This window comes from Lysinibacillus sp. EB106-09-02-XG168 (genome assembly GCF_058791475.1).
Window position 1 is genome coordinate 4,059,141 of record NZ_JBYTDN010000003.1, and the last position, 21,243, is coordinate 4,080,383.

Below are 21,243 nucleotides of genomic sequence, written 5' to 3' on the forward strand. Positions count from 1 at the left end.
CCCCTAATTCATAAATGTCACTGTAACAACTGTTCCTTTCTCTACCTCTGATGTAATGTTTAATTCGTGACCGAGTTTTTCACAGATCTCTTTCGCTAAATATAAGCCCATCCCTGTGGATTCCCCAGTTTTACGCCCATTCTCACCAGTAAAGAAAGCTTTAGTGACACGAGAAAGATCGGAAGCAGGAATACCGATACCTTCATCACAAATGGCTAATTGTACGTGGTCATCCTTTTTAACGGCAGAAATCACTATTTTTTTATTTGCCTCAAACGTATATTTAACCGCATTTGTGACGAATTGCCCGATAATAAAGCGAAGCCATTTTGAATCACTTGCTACGATAATATCGTCCTCAATATGAATTTCTGGGAAGACACGCTTCGTAATAAATAAACGTTTATTTTCATTTACAGTTGCCGTAACAATCGTTTTTAAAGCAATCTGTTCTACTTGCATATCTTCTTCAAAATTTTCTAATCGAGCGTTCACTAACACCATATCCAAGCCTCTACGCAGGCGGTCAATTTCCTCCTGTACATTCTTTTTATCAAGAGGACGCTCATCCTGTAATAAGAGCTCAATAACAGAAATTGGTGTTTTCATCTGATGCACCCATTGATTCATAAACTGATCATGTCGTTTTTGGCCAGCATATAACGATTGAAGCTCATGCTTATATAATCGATATAATTCATGCATATATTTTTCAGCTTGTATCGCCTCAGCTGTTTTAGCATTTTTTTGCAATACATCCTCCATCGTTTTAGGTAGCTGCGATATTTTGATCAAATAACGTTGACGCATTAAATAACGGATAATTAAAAACGAAGCTAGTAACACTAAACTAATACAGAAGGAATATATAGCAGTATCAACATTTCGAAAGCCGTCCAACCAATATAAGATCATAATAAAACCGACTAGTAAGAACTGGAATACAATGAACGATGCGTAATCACGCAAAAATAATTTCCAGCCCACTATAACTCACCTGCACTTAAAATAAAGCGATAACCTGCTCCGCGCACCGTTTCTATAGAAGACATAATTTGATAATCAGCTAGCTTTTTGCGCACTCGTGTCATATTGACATTCAATGTATTCTCATCGACAAATGCCTGATCGTCCCAAAGCTCTTCTAACAGTTGCTCACGCGCCACTACTTTTGGAGCATTTCCCATTAACAGTTCTAAAATGATACATTCTTTTTTCTGAAGCGGGATCTCTAAATCATTTTTATGAAGCTCCATTCTTTCTAAATGAAGAACGAGCTGTCCTTGTTTAATTGTCCGTTCTTCTTGTCTTGTTGCATATTCGCCATATGTACGACGCAAGTGACTACGGATTTTAGCTAGCACAATCTCATAATTGAATGGCTTCGTAATGAAATCGTCGCCCCCATTTTCTAGTGCAAAAATTTGATCCATTTCCCCAGAACGGGCGGAAATAAAAATAATTGGACAAGTTGTATGTTGACGTAGTTGGCGACACCAATAGTAGCCATCGTACGAAGGTAGATTTATATCAAGCAACACCATATGTGGGTTAAATGCTGTGAATTCTTCAATAAGATGATCAAATTCTTTGATCGTTTCAACTTCGTATTGATATTTTCTAAGCGTTTCTGCGAGCAATGAAGCAATCTTTACATCATCTTCGACAATAAATATTCGATGCTTCTCCATACCAACACTCCTTTCTATCTTGTATTGTATCAAAAAAAAGCCCACTGACATAACTGTCAGCGAACCTTTTGTAGCAAAAGTTAACATGTATCGTTAGCTACAGATTTTTGGGGACTCATCATCAAAAGTAGAGGATGGCATTTGTTAAACATACACAATGTTATTTATTAGTTGATTGGAGTGTAGACTGGGCGACTCCTTGGGAGATGAGACCCTGCAGCGAAGCGAAGCGGCTCATCAGACGCCCCCAGGAAAGCGCCCAGTCGGAATGGAAATCAACCACTCGTTATGTGGGATGTTCCATTAGATTTTTAATTGTGTCCTCATATGTCTCAATAAGAACATTTGCCAATTTCTACACAAGCTTCTCTTAATAAATTAATTGTAAAAACTCTTCTGTCGTAATTCCACCAAAGTATGTTGGAATATCAATATCCGCTAACGCATTAGCAATTGCAGTTCGATCATAGTTTGTCCCAGCTAATCGTTGTTCAACATCTGTCATGTCGCCTACACCAAAGAAATCACCAAAAATATGAGCTTCTTCAATAATTCCTTTATTCACCTCTAAGCGAATATCAATGCCTCCTGTTGGGAAGCGATGTGTTTTTTGAATATTAAAGCGTGGCGATTTCCCATAGTTCCATTCCCACGTTTGATAACGCTCTTCAGATAGCTTATGGATATTTGCCCAGTCTTCCTCTGTTAGCTCATAATAGCGAATATTTTCTTCCCCACCGAAAATGGATTTTAAAATTTCTAGGCGGAATTCTTCGACAGTCATCTTATCCTTTAAGAACTCAGAAATATTAGCTACTCTTGAACGAATCGATTTAATACCCTTTGATTCAATTTTATCTTTCTTCACCTTTAATGCAGATACTACAGCATCAATTTCTGTATCAAACAGTAATGTGCCGTGGCTAAACATACGGCCCTTTGTAGAAAACTGCGCGTTCCCGGAAACTTTACGTCCTTCTGCTAAAATGTCGTTGCGTCCTGAAAGCTCCGCATGAACGCCCATTTTTGCAAGTGCATCTACAACAGGCTGCGTGAATTTTTTATAATTCATAAAGCTATCGCCATCGTCTTTAGTAATAAAACTGTAGTTGAGGTTCCCTAAATCATGATACACTGCGCCGCCACCAGAAAGGCGTCGTACAACGATTATGCCATTATCCTCCACGTAATCTGTATTAATCTCTTCGATAGTATTTTGATTTTTACCGATGATGATTGAAGGCTGGTTTATGTAAAAAAGTAGCACTGGCTCCTTTTCAACATCCATCTTTTTCAATAAATACTCTTCAATAGCAAGATTAATACGTGGATCATGAATCCCTTTATTATCAACGAATATCATAATTTACGTTTCCTCCTTCACAATATATCCATATTTATTTTAACGTAAATTAGGCATTTTGTGTTGACGAAAAGCTTCTGTTATAATACACTATAAAATATCAAAACAGTAATAGTACAGATGAACTTAAAGGAGGAGTCCACAATGTTAGAAAATGTAGTTGAATTTTTCAAGAACCTACCTGCAAAGCAATGTACAGAATGCGGTGAAAAGATTGAAGAACAAAGTGAATGCTACAGCAACACTTGTGAAAAATGTAACCACCTATAAGCATTTGCCTATTCTGTAATAGTCATATACGTGCCCCACACGTACTAAAAATGACACCTCTCATCATATTAATTGATGAACCCTTAATTAAATCTCTTACACTTAAAAACGGCAGCCGATACGCTCATATCAGCTGCTGTTTTTTGTATGACTTCAAGCGTGTCAATTAACCATTTTTATCCAACCCAATTGTTTAGAAGGCTCTGAATTTCGCTACGGGCTACTCGCTTTCTTTCTGCCGCTTCGCTTTCGCGCAGAGCAACGCTTCTTGCGGGAGTCTACGCTACAATCAGTAAAAAAAATATACACTAGCAAAATATCAACAAAAAAACTTTTATCAGCCAATAACAAACCTATAATTTCCTTATCAACACGCCTGATATGAATGAGCTTTTTTGACGCTGATTAGTTTTTCCTAACACCCGAGTATCTCTTCCTTTGCCAGACAATCATTCAACCATAAAAAAACACCCACCAATATCGGTGGGTGTAAAAAATTCCTTTTTAGTTTTCTTCGGCTACTTTTGAGTAACGTTTTGTGTGTAGTAACATGAAATAACCGAAAGTAATAGCTAAGAATGCTACTAGGAAGCCTGCTAGAATTCCGTAGTTTTGCATTAAGAATGATGTATCACCAGTTGAGATACTTGCTTTAAATGCTGAAACAGTATATGTCATTGGCAACAGTTTATTAAATACTTGTAATGGTGATGGGATTAACTCAAGTGGGAATGTACCCGCACTTGTTGTAAGTTGTAAAATTAATACAACAATCGCCATGAAGCGTCCTGGATCACCGAAAATAGATACTAACATTTGAATTAAAGCTAAGAAAACATAACTTGTTAATAATGCTGTTAGACAGAAGTATCCGAAATTGTTTACTTCAAGGCCTAAGCCCCATTTTACAATAACCACTGTTAATATAGTTTGAATTAAGCCGACTATTGCTAAAACTGAAGCTTTACTTGTAAACCAAGCTGCTCCATTTTTTGGACGAATCGCTGGTTCCACAAGTGGGAAAACGATAGAGATTAATAACGCACCAACGAATAAGCCAAGAGAAATAAAGTATGGTGAGAAACCTGTTCCATAGTTAGGTACATGGTTAACAGATTCTTTATCAACCTCAACTGGGCTACCTACCATATCATATGTGTCTTTGCTTGCATGAACTTCTTTTGCTTTTTCACTCGCTTCACCTAGTTTGCTAGATAAAGTTGATGTACCATCTACAAGTTCAGTAGTACCATCAGCAAGCGTTTTAGAACCTTCTGCTAATTCACCTGATTTAGATGCAAGTGTTGACGTACCTTGATTCAATGTTGTTGAACCACTTGCTAGTTCATTTAAACCTGAAGCCAATGTTTTAGAACCTGTTACAGCTGTCTTAACACCAGCATTTAATTCACCTAATTTTTGAGCAAGTGTTGCATTACCAGCTTGAAGACCTTTTGCCCCTTGGACTAACGCACCACTTTTTGATGTTAACTCATTAGCACCTGCTAACACTTGGGATTGACCTGCTGCAATTTGTGATGCACCAGAACTTACTTGTTTAGCACCAGCTTGTAATTTTTCTGTACCAGCAGTTAAAGAACCTAAGCCATTATGCACGCTTGCACTTCCTGCTTGTAGCTCTGCTAATGTTTGTTTTAATACTGCCGCTTGCTCTTCAGGCAATGATGCCATCATGCCTTGTAATTGTTGAGATAAAGCAGTGATGCCTTCTGCTACTTTTGCAGAACCCGCTGTTAATTGGCCTGCTGCACCATTTAATGCACCTGCATTATCAGCAATCGAAGCTGCGCCTGCACTAATTTGTTGTTGTTTATCATTAATTGTAGCTAAACCTGATTGAACCTTTGCTACACCCTGTGTATATTGTGATACACCTTGCGAAAGAGTTGTTGCTCCAGATGCTGCTTGTTGTGCACCTTGTTGTAACTGTCCTGTACCGTCTTGTATTTTTACTAGACCAGTAGATAAGTCATTTGCACCTTTTGCAGCATCTCCGGCACCTTTAGTAATTTTATCTGCACCATTTGACAATTCAACTGTACTTGATGCTAGTTTCTCAAGATAACCTTTTAAATCTTTTGCACCATTTGCTAAAGTTTTAGCACCTTCATCTAGCTTACTTGAGCCATCAGCAGCCTCTGTAAAGCCATCTCCTAGTGTTGTAATAGAATCAAATAATTTTTCTGCATAAGTAGCAGAAACTTTTGAATTCACTTCCGCACGTACACGATCCATTGCTGTTTCACCAATTTGTGCACCAAGGAAGTTCAATCCTTCGTTCGGAATATAATTCATGACTAATTTAGAAGGTTTGTCATCTAATAAAGTAGTCGCGTGCTCAGAGAAATTTGTTGGAATTTCTAGAATCATATAGTAATCACGGCCATGTAAGCCTTTTTCAGCTTCTTCTTTGGAAACGTCAATAAACTTAAACTCGTTACTATCGACAAGCTTATCGACTAAATCGTTCCCTAAATCTAATTTAACTCCTTCCATTTCAGCGCCCTTATCTTCATTGACAACAGCTACTGGCAAATTCGGAAGGCCTTTATATGGATCCCAGAATGCCCATAAAAACATACCTGCGTACATCACTGGAATAAATAATACAGCGATTATTGAAACAAGCATTTTTCTTGTTTTTAAGATTTTCAGCCACTCAGCTTTAATCATACGTTTTCTTCACTCCTATAATATTGACCGAAAACGTCAGTCGGTCATTTTTATTCAAAAAAAACAAAATTTCAGGTGGGTAAAACCACTAGATTGTCATTGATTCACTTTTTAGTTCGGCCAAATCAAGTTAAAATTAGTCCGCGGAAGATTGTTTCCTTGAAAAGATGTAGTATCTTTTCTTCTGGAATAATTTCACCATGTAGCTCATGCCAATCAACGACAAATGCTAGATACGCCTTTAGCAAAAGAAAGCTTACTAATTCTGCATCACAGTCTCTAATTTCTCCTTTTACGATACGTCTTTGAATTAATTCAGTAACGTAGGATAAAATTTCAGTCTCAATGCGAACTAGAGCTTGTTTAACTGCTGGCGTTCGTAGTTCCTTTTCCTCCTCTAATAACTTCACAAATAAAAGATGTTTTTCGCGGAACTGTAGCATTTTCATTAAAGCATTGTGCGCATTGTCCATAAAGCTAGCTGATGCATCCAACACTGCATCCGCTTCTGCTTGCATCTCTCGTACAAGTGACATAGCTATCTCTTGAAATAAAATTTCTTTATTTGCAAAGAATGTGTAAATCGTCCCTTTACCGACATTCGCAATTTTAGCTACTTGCTCCATTGTTGTCGCCTTGTATCCAAACAATGTAAAGGATTTTGTAGCTGCTTCAAGAATTTCCTGCCTACGATCCATTAGTAACATCCTTTCCTGTTCTATTATGTACATGCCTTTGTACACGAAAATGTCAATGACCAGAAAACCATTTCGGTCATCTGGTCATTATCATATTCCTATTTTAAAAATAATGCAAGCATTTAATTGTGATTTTTTTCACTTTTTTCTTGATCACTATGCTCAGCACCCTCTGATTTATCATTACCATGATCCATCATGTTATGATCCATGCTATTGTTATTTGCTTTTTCATCCTCTGGTAAAACTTGCGTCATATCAGGGCTTCCAGCAGTAATTTGTTGCTTCGGCATATTATGAACACCATTAGCTGTCGTCGTATGGGCATACATATAATAGACTCCATCGTGGTCAAACTTAGTCTCTGCTTTATAAACGCCGTCTTTCTCTAATTTACCCTCAATCATTTGCCCTTCATCTCGTTTACCAGATTCCCACACTTCAAATTTCACATCTGCATCATCAATATTTTTGCCACCTTGTTCAACTTGCGCAGCAAGCTCAACTGTTTCATTTATTGCTACTTCTTTTGGTGTTAAAATTTGAACCTCTGGAATTTGAGGCACTTCTGGCTCTTTCAAAGTTGTTTGCTCTTTCTTTTCTCCACATCCAACTAATAATACAGGTACTGCAACTAATGCCAATAACCATTTTTTCATGTTTTATTCCTCCATTAACGGCAATGTAATTTTTACAATTGTGCCCTTTTCAACTTCACTTTCAATCTCTATCTTGCCCTGTAACTGCTTCAACAGTTGTTCAACAATCGACAATCCGAGTCCACTGCCACCATCTGCTCGACTCCGTGCTTTGTTAACACGATAAAAGCGCTCCGTTACATGTGATAAATCCTCTTTTGGAATCCCAATCCCATAATCCTTTATCGTAATTTGTGCACTTCCATTATCCTCAAAAGCAGTAATTTCAACCTTCGACTGATCATACGAGTAATTAATAGCATTTTCAATAATATTAATAAAAACTTGTTTCAGCTTTACTTCATCAGCTTTGATAATCAATGCATCATCAGCATCCAAATGGAGTGCAATGGTCTTCTTCTCTGCTTGATGAGTTAATATTTTTTGAACCTCGCGTAATGTTTCAGCAAGCGGAATTGGATATAAAGTAATTTCCGCCTGTTCATTTTCCATACGAGCAAGTAGAAGTAATTCATTTGTTAAACGTTCCATCCGATTTGCCTCACGTACAATTAGCTGGATCGTTTCCTCTTTTTGACTTTCTGGAATAATGCCTTTTTGCATCGCCTCACTATATCCTTTTACATAGCTAATAGGTGTCCTTAGCTCATGTGAAACTGTAGCTAAAAATGTTTTTTGAGCCTCATCCTCTTGTTGAATCGACTCTGCCATTTTATTAAAGGTGCTAGATAATCTTCCTATTTCATCTTTGGAATGAACTGTCACACGTGTTCCATAGTTTCCGTCTGACATTTGCTCAACAGCTCTTTGCAAATTACTTAGTGGTCGCATAATATGACGGATTCCTTTATAAATTAAATAGCTGATGACAATTAAAAATATAAAGGCACTGACAAATAAGGAAATGACTTCTTTATTCGCTAACTCACTAATTTTTGCTAAAGGGAAATAAATATATATAATTCCTTCAAGCCTATTTTGGTCTACTAGCGGAAGTACTACAGAAATTAACTGTCTATCAAACCGAGGCTCATACCCAATTTTCTGTACATATTCACCTGCCAGTAATTGCTGTCGCTCTTCTGGACCAATCAATGTTTCGAAATCAATATCAAATGGCACACAAGCACTTAGTTCACGCGGATTTCTTACTGCAAAAATATTCAAATTAGAATAATTAGTATACTGTTCAATATCTGCAATAAATTGATCCGTTACTTTACTACCGGTATACATCGTTTGTAGCTTTGACCCTACCTCTACCATCATCTCTTCCGTGTCTTCTACATAAAGCCGTTCATATAAATAATCAGTCAGGACATACATGAAGACAACGGTAATAATTAAAAATGCAAAGATTAATAGCCAAATACGTGTTGAAATCTTTTTCATTCGCCAGGATCAAAGCGGTAGCCCACTCCCCAAACGGTCTGAATATGTCCCGCTGCTTCCTTTCCAAGCTTTATACGTAAGGTTTTTATATGCGTGTCAACAGTTCTTGTACCCCCTACATAATCAATATCCCAAATGCGTTCTAGTAATTGCTCCCTTGTATAAGCATTCCCAGGGTTGTTCATAAATAAATGTAATAGTTCAAACTCCTTTAAAGTAAGCGGAACACTCTTTCCATCCACAGATACTTTGCGTGCAGTCTCATCTATTTTAATAGGTCCAAGTATCACATATTTTTGCTGTAATTCTTCTATATTAGCACCGCTTCTTCTTAACACAGCATGAATTCGTGCAACTAGCTCATCGTTTGTAAACGGTTTTACAATATAATCATCTCCGCCAATTGTTAGGCCTTTAACTTTATCCTCATTTGCATCGCGTGCTGTCAGGAAAATAATTGGTATATTCGACATCGCACGTATACTTTGACAAACCGCGAAGCCGTCTTCATGCGGCATCATCACATCAAGTAGAACTAAATCAATTTTTTCGCGTACAATAATATCATAGGCTTCTGTACCACTTGCTGCTGTTAAAGTCTCAATTTTAGAATTATTGAGCATCATTTCTATTAAATTACGCATATCTTTCTCATCATCAACAATTAACACCGTTGTCACATTTTTTCCTCCCTCACTAACAGTTGAAATGAACCTTTCCCCACATCAACTGTTTTTTCCACCTGACCTTCTTTTATGAAATATAAAGTATGGTCATCATAGCCAGCGACAACAATATTATCTTTAAACTGATTTACGGCAAATGGATTAGCGCCTACCACTTGCTCCCATTTCACATTTCCATCAAAGTCAGCAACATATAATTCATTATGACCATGACTAACAACAAGGATAGCATCCTTTGTTTTGGTTAATCCAACAGGCATTAAAGGCATTTTTATCTCCCCTTTTTTGATTCCTGTCGTAAGATCATATTTTTTAACAGAGCTATTCGGTTTGCTTCCTTCTCCATGACCACCCATCCATAGTTCATTTTTCTCTTCGAGAATAGCTATTCCATGTGATGATTTTTGAATCGGCCACTCTTGCTCAATCTTTAGATTTTCTATATTTAACACCGATAATTTCGTATCTTTATAATTAATCACATATAGCTTATCTTTATAGGCTGCCATGGACATAGGATAGTTACCTAGCTTCTGTGTTGCCAGTTCGTTGCCCTTCTCATCAAAGCTTGTCACTGTATTTGTTTTGCTATTCGCAATAAAAAACTGTTTTTTATTTTCAGCATAATACACATTTGTTGTACCAAGCTTTACTTTTTTGGAATAGAGCTTCTTTCCAGTTGATAATGTATAGACGTCTATTTCATTTAATTGATGACCGTACAATAACACACGATCATTTTCAAGCAGTATTGCCCCCGAGTATGCTTTGTCAAATAACCACGTTGCCATCACATTCCCTTGCCCATCTATAAAATCTAGCGAAGGCTCCTGTATATTTAAGGATGCAATAAAATCCTGGTCGCGTTCTATAGGAGCAAACGATTTCTCCGTACACCCTGCTAGCCATATAAGCTGTACTAAAGAAAAAATGAAGAATACCCATTTTTTCAACATTATCACAACACCTCTGTTTCTTAACTATACTTCACAATTGTGAAATTCGAGTGAAACTTGAATGGTAATTTTATGACAAACAAAACAAGCCAATTTCACGATTAATACTACATCTACGAGCATTTATCCTAACCAAAAAATATTGTAGCTCATATACTACATAGATTACGGTAAGGAGGAATCCACTTTATGGTGTCCATTAGCTTATGTATGATAGTGAAAAATGAAGAAGATGTCATCGGTAGATGTTTAGCATCTGTAAAAGGGTTAGTCGACGAGATTAATATCATCGATACAGGCTCTACCGACAATACAAAGCAAATCGTTAAACAATTCACAGATCGTATTTATGATTTCGAATGGATTCAGCATTTTGCAGCTGCAAGAAATTTTTCCTTTCAGCAAGCAACAAAGGAGTACATTTTTTGGCTTGATGCAGACGACGTATTATTAGAGGAAGATCAAGAAAAATTTAAAGCACTAAAAGAATCCTTAAGCCCTGATATAGATGCCGTTTCGATGAATTATCATTTAAGCTTTGATCTTGAAGGAAATGTAAGTTCTCTATTAAGAAGATATCGTTTAGTCAGAAGAGATAAACAGTTCCAATGGATAGGTGCTGTCCATGAATATTTAGAAGTCGGCGGGAATCTTTTGGATAGTGATATCGCTGTCAGCCATTTACCACTTAGTCATGATCATAATCGGAATATTAACATCTATAAGCAATTAGTTGAATCAGGAGAACCTCTCTCTCCACGAGATACATTTTATTATGCAAATGAATTACTAGATCATGAACAATTTGAGGATGCACTATTTTACTATGAAACGTTTTTAGCTTCTAAATTGGGCTGGGTAGAAGATAATATCCGAGCCTGTTTTAAATTAGCAGATTGTTACTCTCATTTAAATGATAAAGAAAATAATTTGAGTTCCATTTTAAGAAGCTTTGAATATGATATTCCACGCCCGGAAGCGTGTTGTAGACTTGGCTTTCACTTTATGGAACAAGCCAAAAATTATGAAGCAATATTTTGGTATGAACAAGCGCTTGTCATCAAGCAAAAACCTAACACTCCTTTTCAAAATAAAACCTTTACAACCTGGTTACCCCACTTACAACTTTGTGTCCTCTTTGATCGGTTACAACAATATGAACTCGCCAACGCACATAATGAATTAGCAAGAACCTACTTACCAAATGAAGAAAAAATACTGCACAATAAAAAATATTTTGACCGCATTTTAATTAAGGAAAATGAAACAACCTAAATATCTATTATAGTAATGGGTTGTTAGTGAACAGTGTTTAGAAAATACTTTTAAAGCTATTGATATTTTTGATAAACCAAGTAGTTAACTGTCTATTTCATCTTTTCCCTCTATGAATACGATATTTGAGAGAGGAGGTGAAACAATGCATTTTGGAAAATTTAATAATAGAATTTGCAGTAAATGTAATACATTCCCGTGTTGTTGTAATCCTTGTGCTCCAAGCTGTCCTGTTATTCCTATTAAACGTGGAATAACTGGTCCTACGGGAGCCACTGGCGCTACCGGGGCTACCGGGGCTACTGGCGTTACTGGAACTACTGGTGTTACTGGCGCTACTGGCTCTACTGGCGCTACCGGGGCTTCTGGCGTTACTGGAACTACTGGCGCTACCGGGGTTACTGGCTCTACTGGGGCTACTGGCGTTACTGGCGCTACCGGCTTTACTGGCGCTACTGGCGCTACTGGCGCTACTGGCGCTACTGGCTCTACTGGCTCTACTGGCGCTACTGGCGCTACTGGCGCTACCGGGACTTCGGGTTCTACTGGGGCTACTGGTGTGACTGGCGTTACTGGCGTTACTGGCGTTACTGGCGTTACTGGGGTTACTGGGGTTACTGGCTCTACTGGCGTTACTGGCGCTACTGGCGCTACTGGGGCTACTGGGGCTACTGGGGCTACTGGGGCTACCGGCTCTACTGGCGTTACTGGCTCTACTGGTGACACTGGGCCTACTGGGGTTACCGGGGCTACCGGGGCTACCGGGGCTACCGGGGCTACCGGGGCTACCGGGACTACCGGGGCTACTGGTGTGACTGGGGTTACTGGGGTTACTGGCTCTACTGGCGTTACTGGCGTTACTGGCGTTACTGGCGTTACTGGCGTTACTGGCGTTACTGGCGTTACTGGCGCTACCGGCTCTACTGGGGCTGCGGGTTCTGCTGGCGCTACCGGAGCTACCGGGGTTACCGGCTCTACTGGTGTGACTGGGGCTACTGGCGTTACTGGCTCTACTGGGCCTACTGGGGCTACCGGGACTACTGGTGTGACTGGCGTTACTGGAACTACTGGCGCTACCGGGGCTTCGGGTTCTACTGGGCCTACTGGCGCTACCGGGGCTACCGGGGCTACTGGTGTGACTGGCGTTACTGGCTCTACTGGCTCTACTGGGGCTACCGGCTCTACTGGGGTTACCGGCTCTACTGGGGCTGCGGGTTCTGCTGGCTCTACTGGCGCTACCGGCTCTACTGGTGACACTGGGGCTGCGGGTGTGACTGGCTCTACTGGTTCTACAGGAACGACTGGCTCTACTGGCGTTACTGGCTCTACTGGCGCTACCGGGGTTACTGGCTCTACTGGTGTGACTGGGGCTACTGGCGTTACTGGCTCTACTGGTGACACTGGGCCTACTGGCTCTACTGGCGCTACTGGCGTTACTGGGGCTGCGGGTGTGACTGGCTCTACTGGTTCTACAGGAACGACTGGCTCTACTGGCGTTACCGGTTCTACTGGGGCTACTGGGGCTACTGGCGTTACTGGCGCTACCGGCTCTACTGGGGCTGCGGGTTCTGCTGGCGCTACCGGAGCTACCGGGGTTACCGGCTCTACTGGTGTGACTGGCTCTACTGGCGTTACTGGCTCTACTGGTTCTACAGGAACGACTGGGGCTACTGGCTCTACTGGCGCTACCGGCTCTACTGGGGCTGCGGGTTCTGCTGGCGCTACCGGGGCTACCGGAGCTACCGGGGTTACCGGCTCTACTGGTGTGACTGGCTCTACTGGCGTTACTGGCTCTACTGGCGTTACTGGGGCTACTGGTTCTGCTGGAGCTACTGGCTCTACTGGCGTTACCGGCTCTACTGGGGTGACTGGCTCTACTGGCGTTACTGGGGCTACTGGTGACACTGGGCCTACTGGTGCTACTGGTTCTGCTGGAGCTACCGGGGTTACTGGCTCTACTGGGGTTACTGGCTCTACTGGGGTGACTGGCTCTACTGGTGACACTGGACCTACTGGCGCTACCGGGGCTGCGGGTTCTGCTGGAGCTACTGGCGCTACTGGGGCTACCGGCTCTACTGGCGTTACTGGCTCTACTGGTGACACTGGGCCTACTGGCGCTACCGGGCCTACTGGCGCTACCGGTTCTACTGGTGTGACTGGCGTTACTGGGCCTACTGGTGACACTGGACCTACTGGGGCTACGGGTTCTGCTGGAGCTACTGGCGCTACCGGGGTTACTGGCTCTACTGGCGTTACTGGCTCTACTGGTGACACTGGACCTACTGGGGCTACCGGGGCTACGGGTTCTGCTGGAGCTACTGGTGTGACTGGCGCTACTGGCGTTACTGGCTCTACTGGTGACACTGGGCCTACTGGCGCTACCGGGGCTGCGGGTTCTGCTGGAGCTACCGGGGCTACCGGGGCTACTGGCGCTACTGGCGCTACTGGCTTTACTGGGGCTACTGGTTTGACTGGCTTTACTGGACCAGCATTTACAGAAGGTTTCTCAGCATTTAATAATGCTATAACAGTAAGTGCTTCTACTACAATAACTAACTGGAGTGTTGCATCTCCATATTTCACAACACCAGCATTCAATCCAACGACTGGTATTTTCACAGTCCCAACAACTGGAAGATATGCTTTTGAGGCTACAATCAACTACTCTACAACTGCAGCACTTACTCTAAGTTTAGGTCCTACTGTCAATCCGTCATTTGCAATTCGCAGAAACGCATCAACAAATTTAATAAGTGGGTTATTCCCTGTATTAAACGTAGCAATACCTGTGGTGTTAACTTTGCGCGCTGTTCTTGGTAATGGAACAGTAACTTTGGCTGGAGAAGTAGAGTTAAATGCAGGTGATACAATTGATTTATTCTACAATGCTAGCGGTCTAACGATAGGGCTTACTCTTGGAGGAGCTAACTCTGGCGGTATTGTATGGTCATGTCACCGAATTTCATAGTTATAACAAAAATTTTTACTGATCGAACAGCAACATTTTCATAAGATCTTTACTGGGAAAGTAGAAGCTTACTTTCCCAGTTTTCTATTTCGATGTATGTAACTTGTGCAATTTTTACTTTTAAACGCTCATATTTCATACTTTACAAATAATGTATCGCGGAATCTCTTAAAAGCAATAAAAAAGTAGTACAAACATCGTTCAAGTTTGTACTACTTCTAATAACTATTTAATCCACAAACATTTCCGTTAGTACTTCATCAGCAACATTTTTACCTTGCTCAACGCACTCAGGTATTGATATTCCTTCGAAGGAACTCCCCGAGAGCTTTACAGCGGGAAAATGTTCACGTAATTCTTGTTTTACTCGCTCTATCTTCGCTTCATGTCCTACGGTATATTGTGGCATGGCATTTTTCCAGCGGGAAACTACAGTCATTAACGGTTCTCCATCTACGCCAATTGTTTTCATTAAATCCTGCAAAACGGTCTTTTCAATTTCAGTATCGGATAACGCTACAATTGCCTCATCGCCCACTCGGCCAATATAACTACGTAACAGCACGTAATCATCTGGTGTTGTGCCAGGCCACTTTCGATTAATCCAAGTACAAGAAGTTATTGAAAAATCACTATTTCGAGAAACATAAAATGATAACGCATCTAGATCACCTAACTGTTCTTTTTTAAATGCCATTGTCACAGTAGCAATAGTTGCCGCCTTCATCGTACTCAATTCATTTAATAACTGGTGTTTGCTGAACATTTTTCTTGCTACATTAAAAGGTGTAGCAATAATAACAGCATCTGCTTTTAATTGTGTAAAATTGTTTAACACAACTTGGACAGTACCATCCTTACCATGCTCAATTTCCTCGACTTTAACACCCTTCATAACTGTACCAGGTAGTAGTGATTCTTCAAGTTTTTCGATAAGTGTCTCAAGACCATTATTAAATGATTGAAAAATGCCCTTATCTTTCGTAGTAAGATCGTTATTTAAAAAATTTGTACCAGACTTTTTCATACCAATAAGTAAGCTACGATGTTTTTGCTCTAATCCATAGAGCTGCGGAAATGTTGAACGCATACTTAACTGCTCAATATCACCAGCAAACGTTCCAGCAAGTAATGGCTCTACTAAATTTTCTACAATTTCAGCACCGAATCTTCTTCTAAAAAATTGCCCTAATGGTTGGTCATCATCCTGTGCAGAGCGCGGGATGAAAAAATCCCCCGCTGCACGAACTTTCCCGCTAAGTGAAAACAAACCTGATGTAATAAATGACGAAACATGTGGTGTTGCCCCAGACAAAAGATTACTAGGGATTGGATACAATTGACTACCAACAGCAATGTAAGTCGGCCCTGTATTGCTTGTAATCATTTCCTGTTCAATGCCTAAATCCTTTGCCAAAGCATATACATAGTTCTCACGATCAAAAAAAGATTCTGGCCCGCGCTCGATAATAAAGCCATCTTTTCTCAGGGTTTGTATTTTTCCGCCAAGACGTAATGACGACTCGACAAGTACGATATCTAACGGCAAATCTTTTGCGCTTGCTTCTTTTTGCAAATAGAACGCAGCTGTGAGGCCAGTAATGCCACCGCCTACAACAACTACCTTTCGTCTTTTCTGAGTCACCAACATCATCACTTTCTTTTCGCTTAGCTTAATTTTTTATGAATGGCATCAACCATTGCATCAATAAATAATGGGTGTGTATTTGGCATGGCTGGACGATAATATTTCGCGCCAAGTTCATCACAAACAACTTTACATTCATAATCGTTGTCATATAAAACTTCTAAATGTTCTGTTACAAAGCCAACCGGCGTATAAACGAATGAACGGAAGCCCTTTTGCTCGTAAAGCTCACGTGTTAAGTCCTGAACATCTGGACCAATCCATGGCTCAGGTGTTTGTCCTGCTGATTGCCAGCCAACTTCTACATTATTGACACCCGTTGCTTCTTTAATTAGTCGAGCCGTCTCAATTAATTGATCTTCATATGGATCGCCCAACTCTTTAATTTTCTCTGGAAGTGAATGCGCAGACACGATTAGACATGCTTTTTCACGTTCTTCATCAGACATTGCATTAAATGTTTCATTCACTTTGTTTTTCCAATACTCAATGAATTTAGGTTCATCATACCAAGATTCAACAGAAGTAATTGTTAATCGATCTCCAGCTGTTTCTGCTGCACGACCATTATATGACTTAATAGAGAACGTTGAGAAGTGAGGAGCTAATACGATAGAAATCGCTTCTTTAATACCCTCTGCTATCATTCCTTCTACCGCATCTTCAATGAATGGGTGGATATGCTTTAAACCAATAAATAATTTATATTCCACATCATTCTGCACTTTATTTAAACGTGCACATAAAGCTTCAGCCTGCGCCTTTGTAGCAGCAGCAAGTGGTGATAAACCACCGATTGCCTCATAACGGCCGCGTAAATCTTCTAAATGCTCTTCTGATGGTTTGCGACCATGGCGAATATGCGTATAGTAAGGTTCGATGTCTTCTTCTTTATAGGGTGTTCCGTATGCCATAACTAATAAGCCTTTAACTTCTTTCATTACCTTTTCACCTCTAAATAATAGTTAAATATATCTTTATCGTACAGTATGTGACAAAAAGAAGCTGTCCAATTCATTAGGTTGGACAGCACCCTTTCTACGATGAAATCGAGATCATTCATAGAAAAGAAATATGAAAGTTAATATCTTGTTCATATCTATATTAAGAGCGTGCTTGAATTTGTTGAGCACTATACTCATGAATAAGAGCTGTTAAACGTTTTAACACTTCTGGATCTACCTCTGGGAATACACCATGACCTAAGTTAAAGATGTGCCCTGGCATTTCTAAGCCTTGATCGATAATATCTTTCGTGCGTTTTTCAATAATTGACCAATCAGCAAGTAATAGTGATGGATCTAAATTCCCTTGTACTGGCTTAGTTATACCGTTTGCACGAGCTTCTCTAATTGGTAAACGCCAATCTAAGCCAACAACATCGATCGGTAAATCATTCCATTCTTTCGCTAAATGACTTGCACCGACACCAAACTGAATAAGTGGCACATTCTCTTTTTGCAGCTCTGCAAAAATACGTGTCATAATTGGTTTAATGAACACACGATAGTCTTCAACATTTAAAGCACCAACCCAAGAGTCAAATATTTGGATAGCTTTTGCTCCCGCTTCTACTTGGGCTGAAATATCAGAAATAATCATGTCAGCTAATTTATCCATTAATGCAAACCAAGCTTGAGGCTCTGATACCATAAATGACTTTGTTTTATTATAGTTTCTTGAAGGACCCCCTTCAATCATATAGCTTGCGAGAGTAAATGGTGCACCTGCAAAGCCGATAAGAGGTACATTCAGTTGTTCCTCTGATAACATTTTGATCGTTTCTAAAACGTATGGTGTATGTTCTTTCGCATTAAATTCGCCTAGTTTTTCTATATCAGCGATTGAGCGAATAGGATTTGAAATTACAGGACCTACGCCTGCTTTGATTTTTACATCTACTCCAATACCAGGGAGTGGTGTTACTATGTCTTTGTATAAAATCGCTGCATCAACATTGTAATTTTCTACTGGTAATCGCGTTACATATGCACAAAGCTCAGGTTGAAGTGTAATTTCCTCTAAAGAATACTTTTCTTTAATCGCACGATATTCTGGCTGAGAGCGTCCTGCTTGTCGCATATACCACACTGGTGTATGTTCCGTTCTTTCTCCCCGTGCAGCACGTAGAAGAGTATCATTAAAAGTTGTCATGAATAGTTCCTTCCCCTCAATCAAATTCATATAGTAAAATTCTCTGATTTATTTCATTATTATTGATATCCGTTTTCAATAGTAAACGCTTCCTCTATTATTGTATAGTTTTCATAGGGAAATGTCATAAAATTGTTCTTTCTATAGGGTTTCTTTTTTGACAAAGCTATATACTTCCATTTAAATGGAGATAATCACGCTATGTTATCATTTCCGCCTTAGCGTACTAGTTGCTTTCACGTAGATAATAGTGGGTCTAAGTAGTGCGGTGTACAAGCACAATTCATTCCTTTTAAAAGAAGAACATTCATAAGGAGGGCAATAGTTATGTATATTTATTTAACTTCTGGTACAGGTGATTTTTTAGAGCTGTTAAAGAATAAACATCCAAACGAGGCGTTGATTTTAATACACGGAGAGGGAAACTCTGTGCTTATACATGAAACCAATAGAAAATCTATATTTGCCACACCTCGTAAGTTTGAAGTGCTAGATTCAATAAACGCTTTAGAAGAACGAGGCTTCTTTGTTTTCAACAATATTCCTGTGACAGATGAAGGTCGACCAGTTTTTGAACATCGCTTTTTAAATCGAGCACGTGCTATAGAAGACGAACCAGGCTTTGTAGCATTTCGACTACTTCGTCCATTAAATAGTGAAACATACATTGTCATGTCACAATGGAACGGTCCTCATTCATTCGAAGCATGGAAAAGCTCAAAGGCCTTTGCATCAGCACATGCTGAACGCAAAGAACCAACAGGCGTGAATCAACAAAACATTTTCTCAGCAGCTTCCTATGTCACAACCTATAGTGCCGCTCCAAAAGAAGACAACGAAGATTAGTTGAGGGGAGCGAGTGTTTGCTGCTCTTCCGCAGGTATTTGCCCTGGAAGCGCGGATATTTTCTGTTCTTCCGCGGGTATCTCACCCCGAAGCGCGGGTATTTTCTGTTCTTCGCGGGTATCTCACCCGGAAGCGCGGGTATTCTCTACTCTTCCACAGGGATTTCCACCGGAAGCGCGGGTATTCATTACTTTTTCGATATTCTTTATGAGAAACGTTTACCCCTATTTATCCAGTTTGTAAAACTATTATGTTATTAATAAAAATCTAGGATAATCCGTTTAAGGAGGTTTACTATGAACCAACATCTACTTGAAAAAATCGATGCTCATTTTGATAAAATGGTGGCAATTCGCCGTCATCTGCATATGCACCCGGAATTAAGCTTTCAGGAGCAAGAAACCGCTAATTATATTATTCAATATTATAAGAAACTCGGTGTACCGGTTGAAGCTAACGTCAGTGGTCACGGTTTAATTGCGCGGATTAAGGGAAGCAAGCCTGGCAAAACGATTGCCTTACGGGCAGACTTTGATGCTCTTCCTATACAAGATGAAAAAGATGTACCATACAAATCAACTGTGTCTGGTGTTATGCATGCTTGCGGGCATGATGGTCATACAGCTACTTTGTTAATTATCGGTAAGCTATTGTGGGAAATGCGCGATGAGTTAGTAGGAGAATATGTACTAATTCATCAACATGCAGAAGAGGTTGATCCAGGTGGAGCAATTGGGATGGTACAGGCTGGGGCCTTGGATGGCGTTGATGCTATTTTTGGTACGCATCTATCTTCTAACCATCCAACAGGAATAATTGGCTACCGCGTAGGACCGACGATGGCCGCTGTTGATAGTTTTGAAATAAAAATTCAAGGTCAAGGCGGTCATGGCGCTCATCCGGACCAAACAAAGGATGCGATTGTTATTGGCTCTCAGCTTGTTATAAATTTACAACAGCTTGTCGCACGTCGTGTTGCCCCAACCGAATCGGCTGTTTTGTCGGTTGGTTCATTCGTGGCATCTAATGCCGACAATATTATTGCCGATACAGCCTACTTAAATGGCACAATTCGAACGTTTAATAAAGATGTTCGTGAAACGATGGAACGTGAATTTAAACGGGTTATCCAAGGTACAGAAATTGCCCATGATTGTACAATAGAACTGAATTATCGTCATGGCTACCCTGCGGTTGTAAATCATGAGAAGGAAACACTCTTTGTGCGTAATATCGCTCAAGATATTTGCGATGTTACAGAGATTGAAGCAACTATGGGGGCTGAAGATTTCGCTTATTACTTAGAAGAAAAGCCAGGTACATTCTTCTTCACGGGAGCCCGCCCAGCTAAATATGCACCACATCATCATCCTAAATTCGATATAGATGAAAAAGGGATGCTCATTGCTGCAAAGGTATTAGTATCAGCAGCACTAGATTATCAATTAGTAGAATAGTAGACAAATGCACTGGTGAGCTCGAAGCAAAAGTAAGCACTCCACCACTTACAACTATCTTTAACAAAATAAGCTCATTTCTCCAATTCTATTATTGGAAAAATGAGCTTTTATAATTTGCTGAACACCATGACGTTGGTTGATTTCCGCTCTGGCCAGGCTCTTTCCTGGTGGCGTCCGATGAGCCGCTTCGCTGCAGGGTCTCGGGTCAACAGATGTTTTTTGCGCGAAAGCGTGGTGCTAACGAAGCGTCAGCAGAGGGTTTTGTTTGTGCGAAAGCGCAGCGACAGCAAAAGGTTTTGGACTGTGCGAAAGCGAAGCGGCAGCAACAACAACACGATGTTGGTCACGAAGGTGTTATCACAGGACGTGATGCTTTTAGCCTTCGTTCCTCTATATCGCTAATCCCCCCTAGTCGTAATGAAGATCAACTTATTCCCATGGCATACGTTTTAACAAAACGCCTCTAACCTTTGGCGATAAGCT

18 protein-coding genes are annotated in these 21,243 nt (G+C 40.3%); 6 read left to right on the forward strand and 12 right to left on the reverse strand.

Annotated features, from left to right (window positions below; genetic code table 11):
• Positions 1 to 3: 3 nt before the first annotated feature.
• The 3 genes from AC3WSO_RS20590 to lplA form a co-directional block, all read right to left on the reverse strand.
• Positions 4 to 987, reverse strand: coding sequence for a sensor histidine kinase (locus AC3WSO_RS20590; protein ID WP_492533320.1), 984 nt, complete (start codon positions 985 to 987; stop codon positions 4 to 6).
• Positions 987 to 1,691, reverse strand: a complete 705-nt coding sequence (locus AC3WSO_RS20595) for a response regulator transcription factor (RefSeq protein ID WP_492533322.1) — start codon at positions 1,689 to 1,691, stop codon at positions 987 to 989. Before AC3WSO_RS20595 ends, AC3WSO_RS20590 begins: the two co-directional genes overlap by 1 nt.
• Before the next feature lie 370 nt (positions 1,692 to 2,061).
• Positions 2,062 to 3,054 (reverse strand): lipoate--protein ligase, encoded by a 993-nt coding sequence (gene lplA, locus AC3WSO_RS20600; RefSeq protein ID WP_492533324.1) that lies wholly within the window; start codon positions 3,052 to 3,054, stop codon positions 2,062 to 2,064.
• Between the two features lie 144 nt (positions 3,055 to 3,198).
• On the opposite strand from lplA, the gene yhfH reads away from it, so the two are divergent.
• Complete coding sequence (yhfH, locus tag AC3WSO_RS20605; RefSeq protein WP_012292204.1) at positions 3,199 to 3,324, forward strand: protein YhfH; 126 nt, start codon at positions 3,199 to 3,201, stop codon at positions 3,322 to 3,324.
• A gap of 504 nt (positions 3,325 to 3,828) precedes the next feature.
• On the opposite strand, the gene AC3WSO_RS20610 is transcribed toward yhfH, so the two are convergent.
• From AC3WSO_RS20610 to AC3WSO_RS20635, 6 genes are all read right to left on the reverse strand, one after another.
• Positions 3,829 to 6,018: a YhgE/Pip family protein gene (locus AC3WSO_RS20610; protein ID WP_492533326.1), complete on the reverse strand. Its 2,190-nt coding sequence runs from the start codon at positions 6,016 to 6,018 to the stop codon at positions 3,829 to 3,831.
• A gap of 125 nt (positions 6,019 to 6,143) precedes the next feature.
• Positions 6,144 to 6,716, reverse strand: coding sequence for a TetR/AcrR family transcriptional regulator (locus AC3WSO_RS20615; RefSeq protein ID WP_492533327.1), 573 nt, complete (start codon positions 6,714 to 6,716; stop codon positions 6,144 to 6,146).
• A 122-nt stretch (positions 6,717 to 6,838) separates the two neighbouring features.
• On the reverse strand, positions 6,839 to 7,375 hold the full coding sequence (locus AC3WSO_RS20620; protein WP_492533329.1) for a FixH family protein: 537 nt from the start codon (positions 7,373 to 7,375) through the stop codon (positions 6,839 to 6,841).
• 3 nt (positions 7,376 to 7,378) lie between these two features.
• The gene (locus tag AC3WSO_RS20625; RefSeq protein ID WP_492533331.1) at positions 7,379 to 8,767 is read right to left on the reverse strand and encodes a sensor histidine kinase; all 1,389 of its coding nucleotides are present in this window, start codon (positions 8,765 to 8,767) and stop codon (positions 7,379 to 7,381) included.
• Entirely contained in the window at positions 8,764 to 9,447 is a 684-nt protein-coding gene (locus tag AC3WSO_RS20630; protein WP_197144247.1) for a response regulator, read from the reverse strand. The genes AC3WSO_RS20625 and AC3WSO_RS20630 overlap by 4 nt, the downstream gene beginning before the upstream one ends.
• A complete protein-coding gene (locus AC3WSO_RS20635; protein ID WP_492533332.1) occupies positions 9,444 to 10,409 on the reverse strand; it encodes a YncE family protein in 966 nt (321 codons plus the stop codon). The genes AC3WSO_RS20630 and AC3WSO_RS20635 overlap by 4 nt, the downstream gene beginning before the upstream one ends.
• Before the next feature lie 189 nt (positions 10,410 to 10,598).
• Here AC3WSO_RS20635 and AC3WSO_RS20640 point away from each other — a divergent pair, with 189 nt between their 5' ends.
• Both AC3WSO_RS20640 and AC3WSO_RS20645 read left to right on the forward strand, forming a co-directional pair.
• Complete coding sequence (locus AC3WSO_RS20640) at positions 10,599 to 11,684, forward strand: glycosyltransferase family 2 protein (protein WP_492533334.1); 1,086 nt, start codon at positions 10,599 to 10,601, stop codon at positions 11,682 to 11,684.
• A gap of 145 nt (positions 11,685 to 11,829) precedes the next feature.
• Complete coding sequence (locus AC3WSO_RS20645) at positions 11,830 to 14,652, forward strand: beta strand repeat-containing protein (protein ID WP_492533335.1); 2,823 nt, start codon at positions 11,830 to 11,832, stop codon at positions 14,650 to 14,652.
• Between the two features lie 229 nt (positions 14,653 to 14,881).
• On the opposite strand, the gene hemY is transcribed toward AC3WSO_RS20645, so the two are convergent.
• From hemY to hemE, 3 genes are all read right to left on the reverse strand, one after another.
• Positions 14,882 to 16,306 (reverse strand): protoporphyrinogen oxidase, encoded by a 1,425-nt coding sequence (hemY, locus tag AC3WSO_RS20650; RefSeq protein WP_492533336.1) that lies wholly within the window; start codon positions 16,304 to 16,306, stop codon positions 14,882 to 14,884.
• Positions 16,307 to 16,320: 14 nt separating this feature from the next.
• Positions 16,321 to 17,241, reverse strand: coding sequence for a ferrochelatase (gene hemH / locus AC3WSO_RS20655; protein ID WP_492533337.1), 921 nt, complete (start codon positions 17,239 to 17,241; stop codon positions 16,321 to 16,323).
• A 163-nt stretch (positions 17,242 to 17,404) separates the two neighbouring features.
• Entirely contained in the window at positions 17,405 to 18,454 is a 1,050-nt protein-coding gene (hemE, locus tag AC3WSO_RS20660) for a uroporphyrinogen decarboxylase (protein WP_197140451.1), read from the reverse strand.
• A 327-nt stretch (positions 18,455 to 18,781) separates the two neighbouring features.
• Between hemE and AC3WSO_RS20665 the strand changes: the two genes are divergently transcribed.
• The 3 genes from AC3WSO_RS20665 (at position 18,782) to AC3WSO_RS20675 (ending at position 21,227) form a co-directional block, all read left to right on the forward strand.
• On the forward strand, positions 18,782 to 19,300 hold the full coding sequence (locus AC3WSO_RS20665; protein ID WP_492533338.1) for an antibiotic biosynthesis monooxygenase family protein: 519 nt from the start codon (positions 18,782 to 18,784) through the stop codon (positions 19,298 to 19,300).
• Positions 19,301 to 19,596: 296 nt separating this feature from the next.
• On the forward strand, positions 19,597 to 20,757 hold the full coding sequence (locus AC3WSO_RS20670) for an amidohydrolase (RefSeq protein ID WP_492533340.1): 1,161 nt from the start codon (positions 19,597 to 19,599) through the stop codon (positions 20,755 to 20,757).
• A 215-nt stretch (positions 20,758 to 20,972) separates the two neighbouring features.
• Positions 20,973 to 21,227 carry a hypothetical protein gene (locus AC3WSO_RS20675; RefSeq protein ID WP_492533341.1) on the forward strand — a complete coding sequence of 85 codons (255 nt, stop codon included), beginning with the start codon at positions 20,973 to 20,975 and terminating at the stop codon, positions 21,225 to 21,227.
• The last annotated feature ends 16 nt before the right edge of the window (positions 21,228 to 21,243 follow it).

Excerpts from the sequence above, each read along its gene's own strand:
- hemE (WP_197140451.1), bottom strand. The coding sequence starts at position 18,454 with ATGACAACTTTTAATGATACTCTTCTACGTGCTGCACGGGGAGAAAGA.
- AC3WSO_RS20645 (WP_492533335.1), top strand. The coding sequence starts at position 11,830 with ATGCATTTTGGAAAATTTAATAATAGAATTTGCAGTAAATGTAATACA.
- AC3WSO_RS20640 (WP_492533334.1), top strand. The coding sequence starts at position 10,599 with ATGGTGTCCATTAGCTTATGTATGATAGTGAAAAATGAAGAAGATGTC.
- AC3WSO_RS20610 (WP_492533326.1), bottom strand. The coding sequence starts at position 6,018 with ATGATTAAAGCTGAGTGGCTGAAAATCTTAAAAACAAGAAAAATGCTT.
- AC3WSO_RS20620 (WP_492533329.1), bottom strand. The coding sequence starts at position 7,375 with ATGAAAAAATGGTTATTGGCATTAGTTGCAGTACCTGTATTATTAGTT.
- hemY (WP_492533336.1), bottom strand. The coding sequence starts at position 16,306 with ATGATGTTGGTGACTCAGAAAAGACGAAAGGTAGTTGTTGTAGGCGGT.
- AC3WSO_RS20665 (WP_492533338.1), top strand. The coding sequence starts at position 18,782 with ATGTATATTTATTTAACTTCTGGTACAGGTGATTTTTTAGAGCTGTTA.
- AC3WSO_RS20635 (WP_492533332.1), bottom strand. The coding sequence starts at position 10,409 with ATGTTGAAAAAATGGGTATTCTTCATTTTTTCTTTAGTACAGCTTATA.
- AC3WSO_RS20670 (WP_492533340.1), top strand. The coding sequence starts at position 19,597 with ATGAACCAACATCTACTTGAAAAAATCGATGCTCATTTTGATAAAATG.
- AC3WSO_RS20615 (WP_492533327.1), bottom strand. The coding sequence starts at position 6,716 with ATGGATCGTAGGCAGGAAATTCTTGAAGCAGCTACAAAATCCTTTACA.
- AC3WSO_RS20595 (WP_492533322.1), bottom strand. The coding sequence starts at position 1,691 with ATGGAGAAGCATCGAATATTTATTGTCGAAGATGATGTAAAGATTGCT.
- AC3WSO_RS20675 (WP_492533341.1), top strand. The coding sequence starts at position 20,973 with ATGTTTTTTGCGCGAAAGCGTGGTGCTAACGAAGCGTCAGCAGAGGGT.
- AC3WSO_RS20625 (WP_492533331.1), bottom strand. The coding sequence starts at position 8,767 with ATGAAAAAGATTTCAACACGTATTTGGCTATTAATCTTTGCATTTTTA.
- hemH (WP_492533337.1), bottom strand. The coding sequence starts at position 17,241 with ATGAAAGAAGTTAAAGGCTTATTAGTTATGGCATACGGAACACCCTAT.
- lplA (WP_492533324.1), bottom strand. The coding sequence starts at position 3,054 with ATGATATTCGTTGATAATAAAGGGATTCATGATCCACGTATTAATCTT.
- yhfH (WP_012292204.1), top strand. The coding sequence starts at position 3,199 with ATGTTAGAAAATGTAGTTGAATTTTTCAAGAACCTACCTGCAAAGCAA.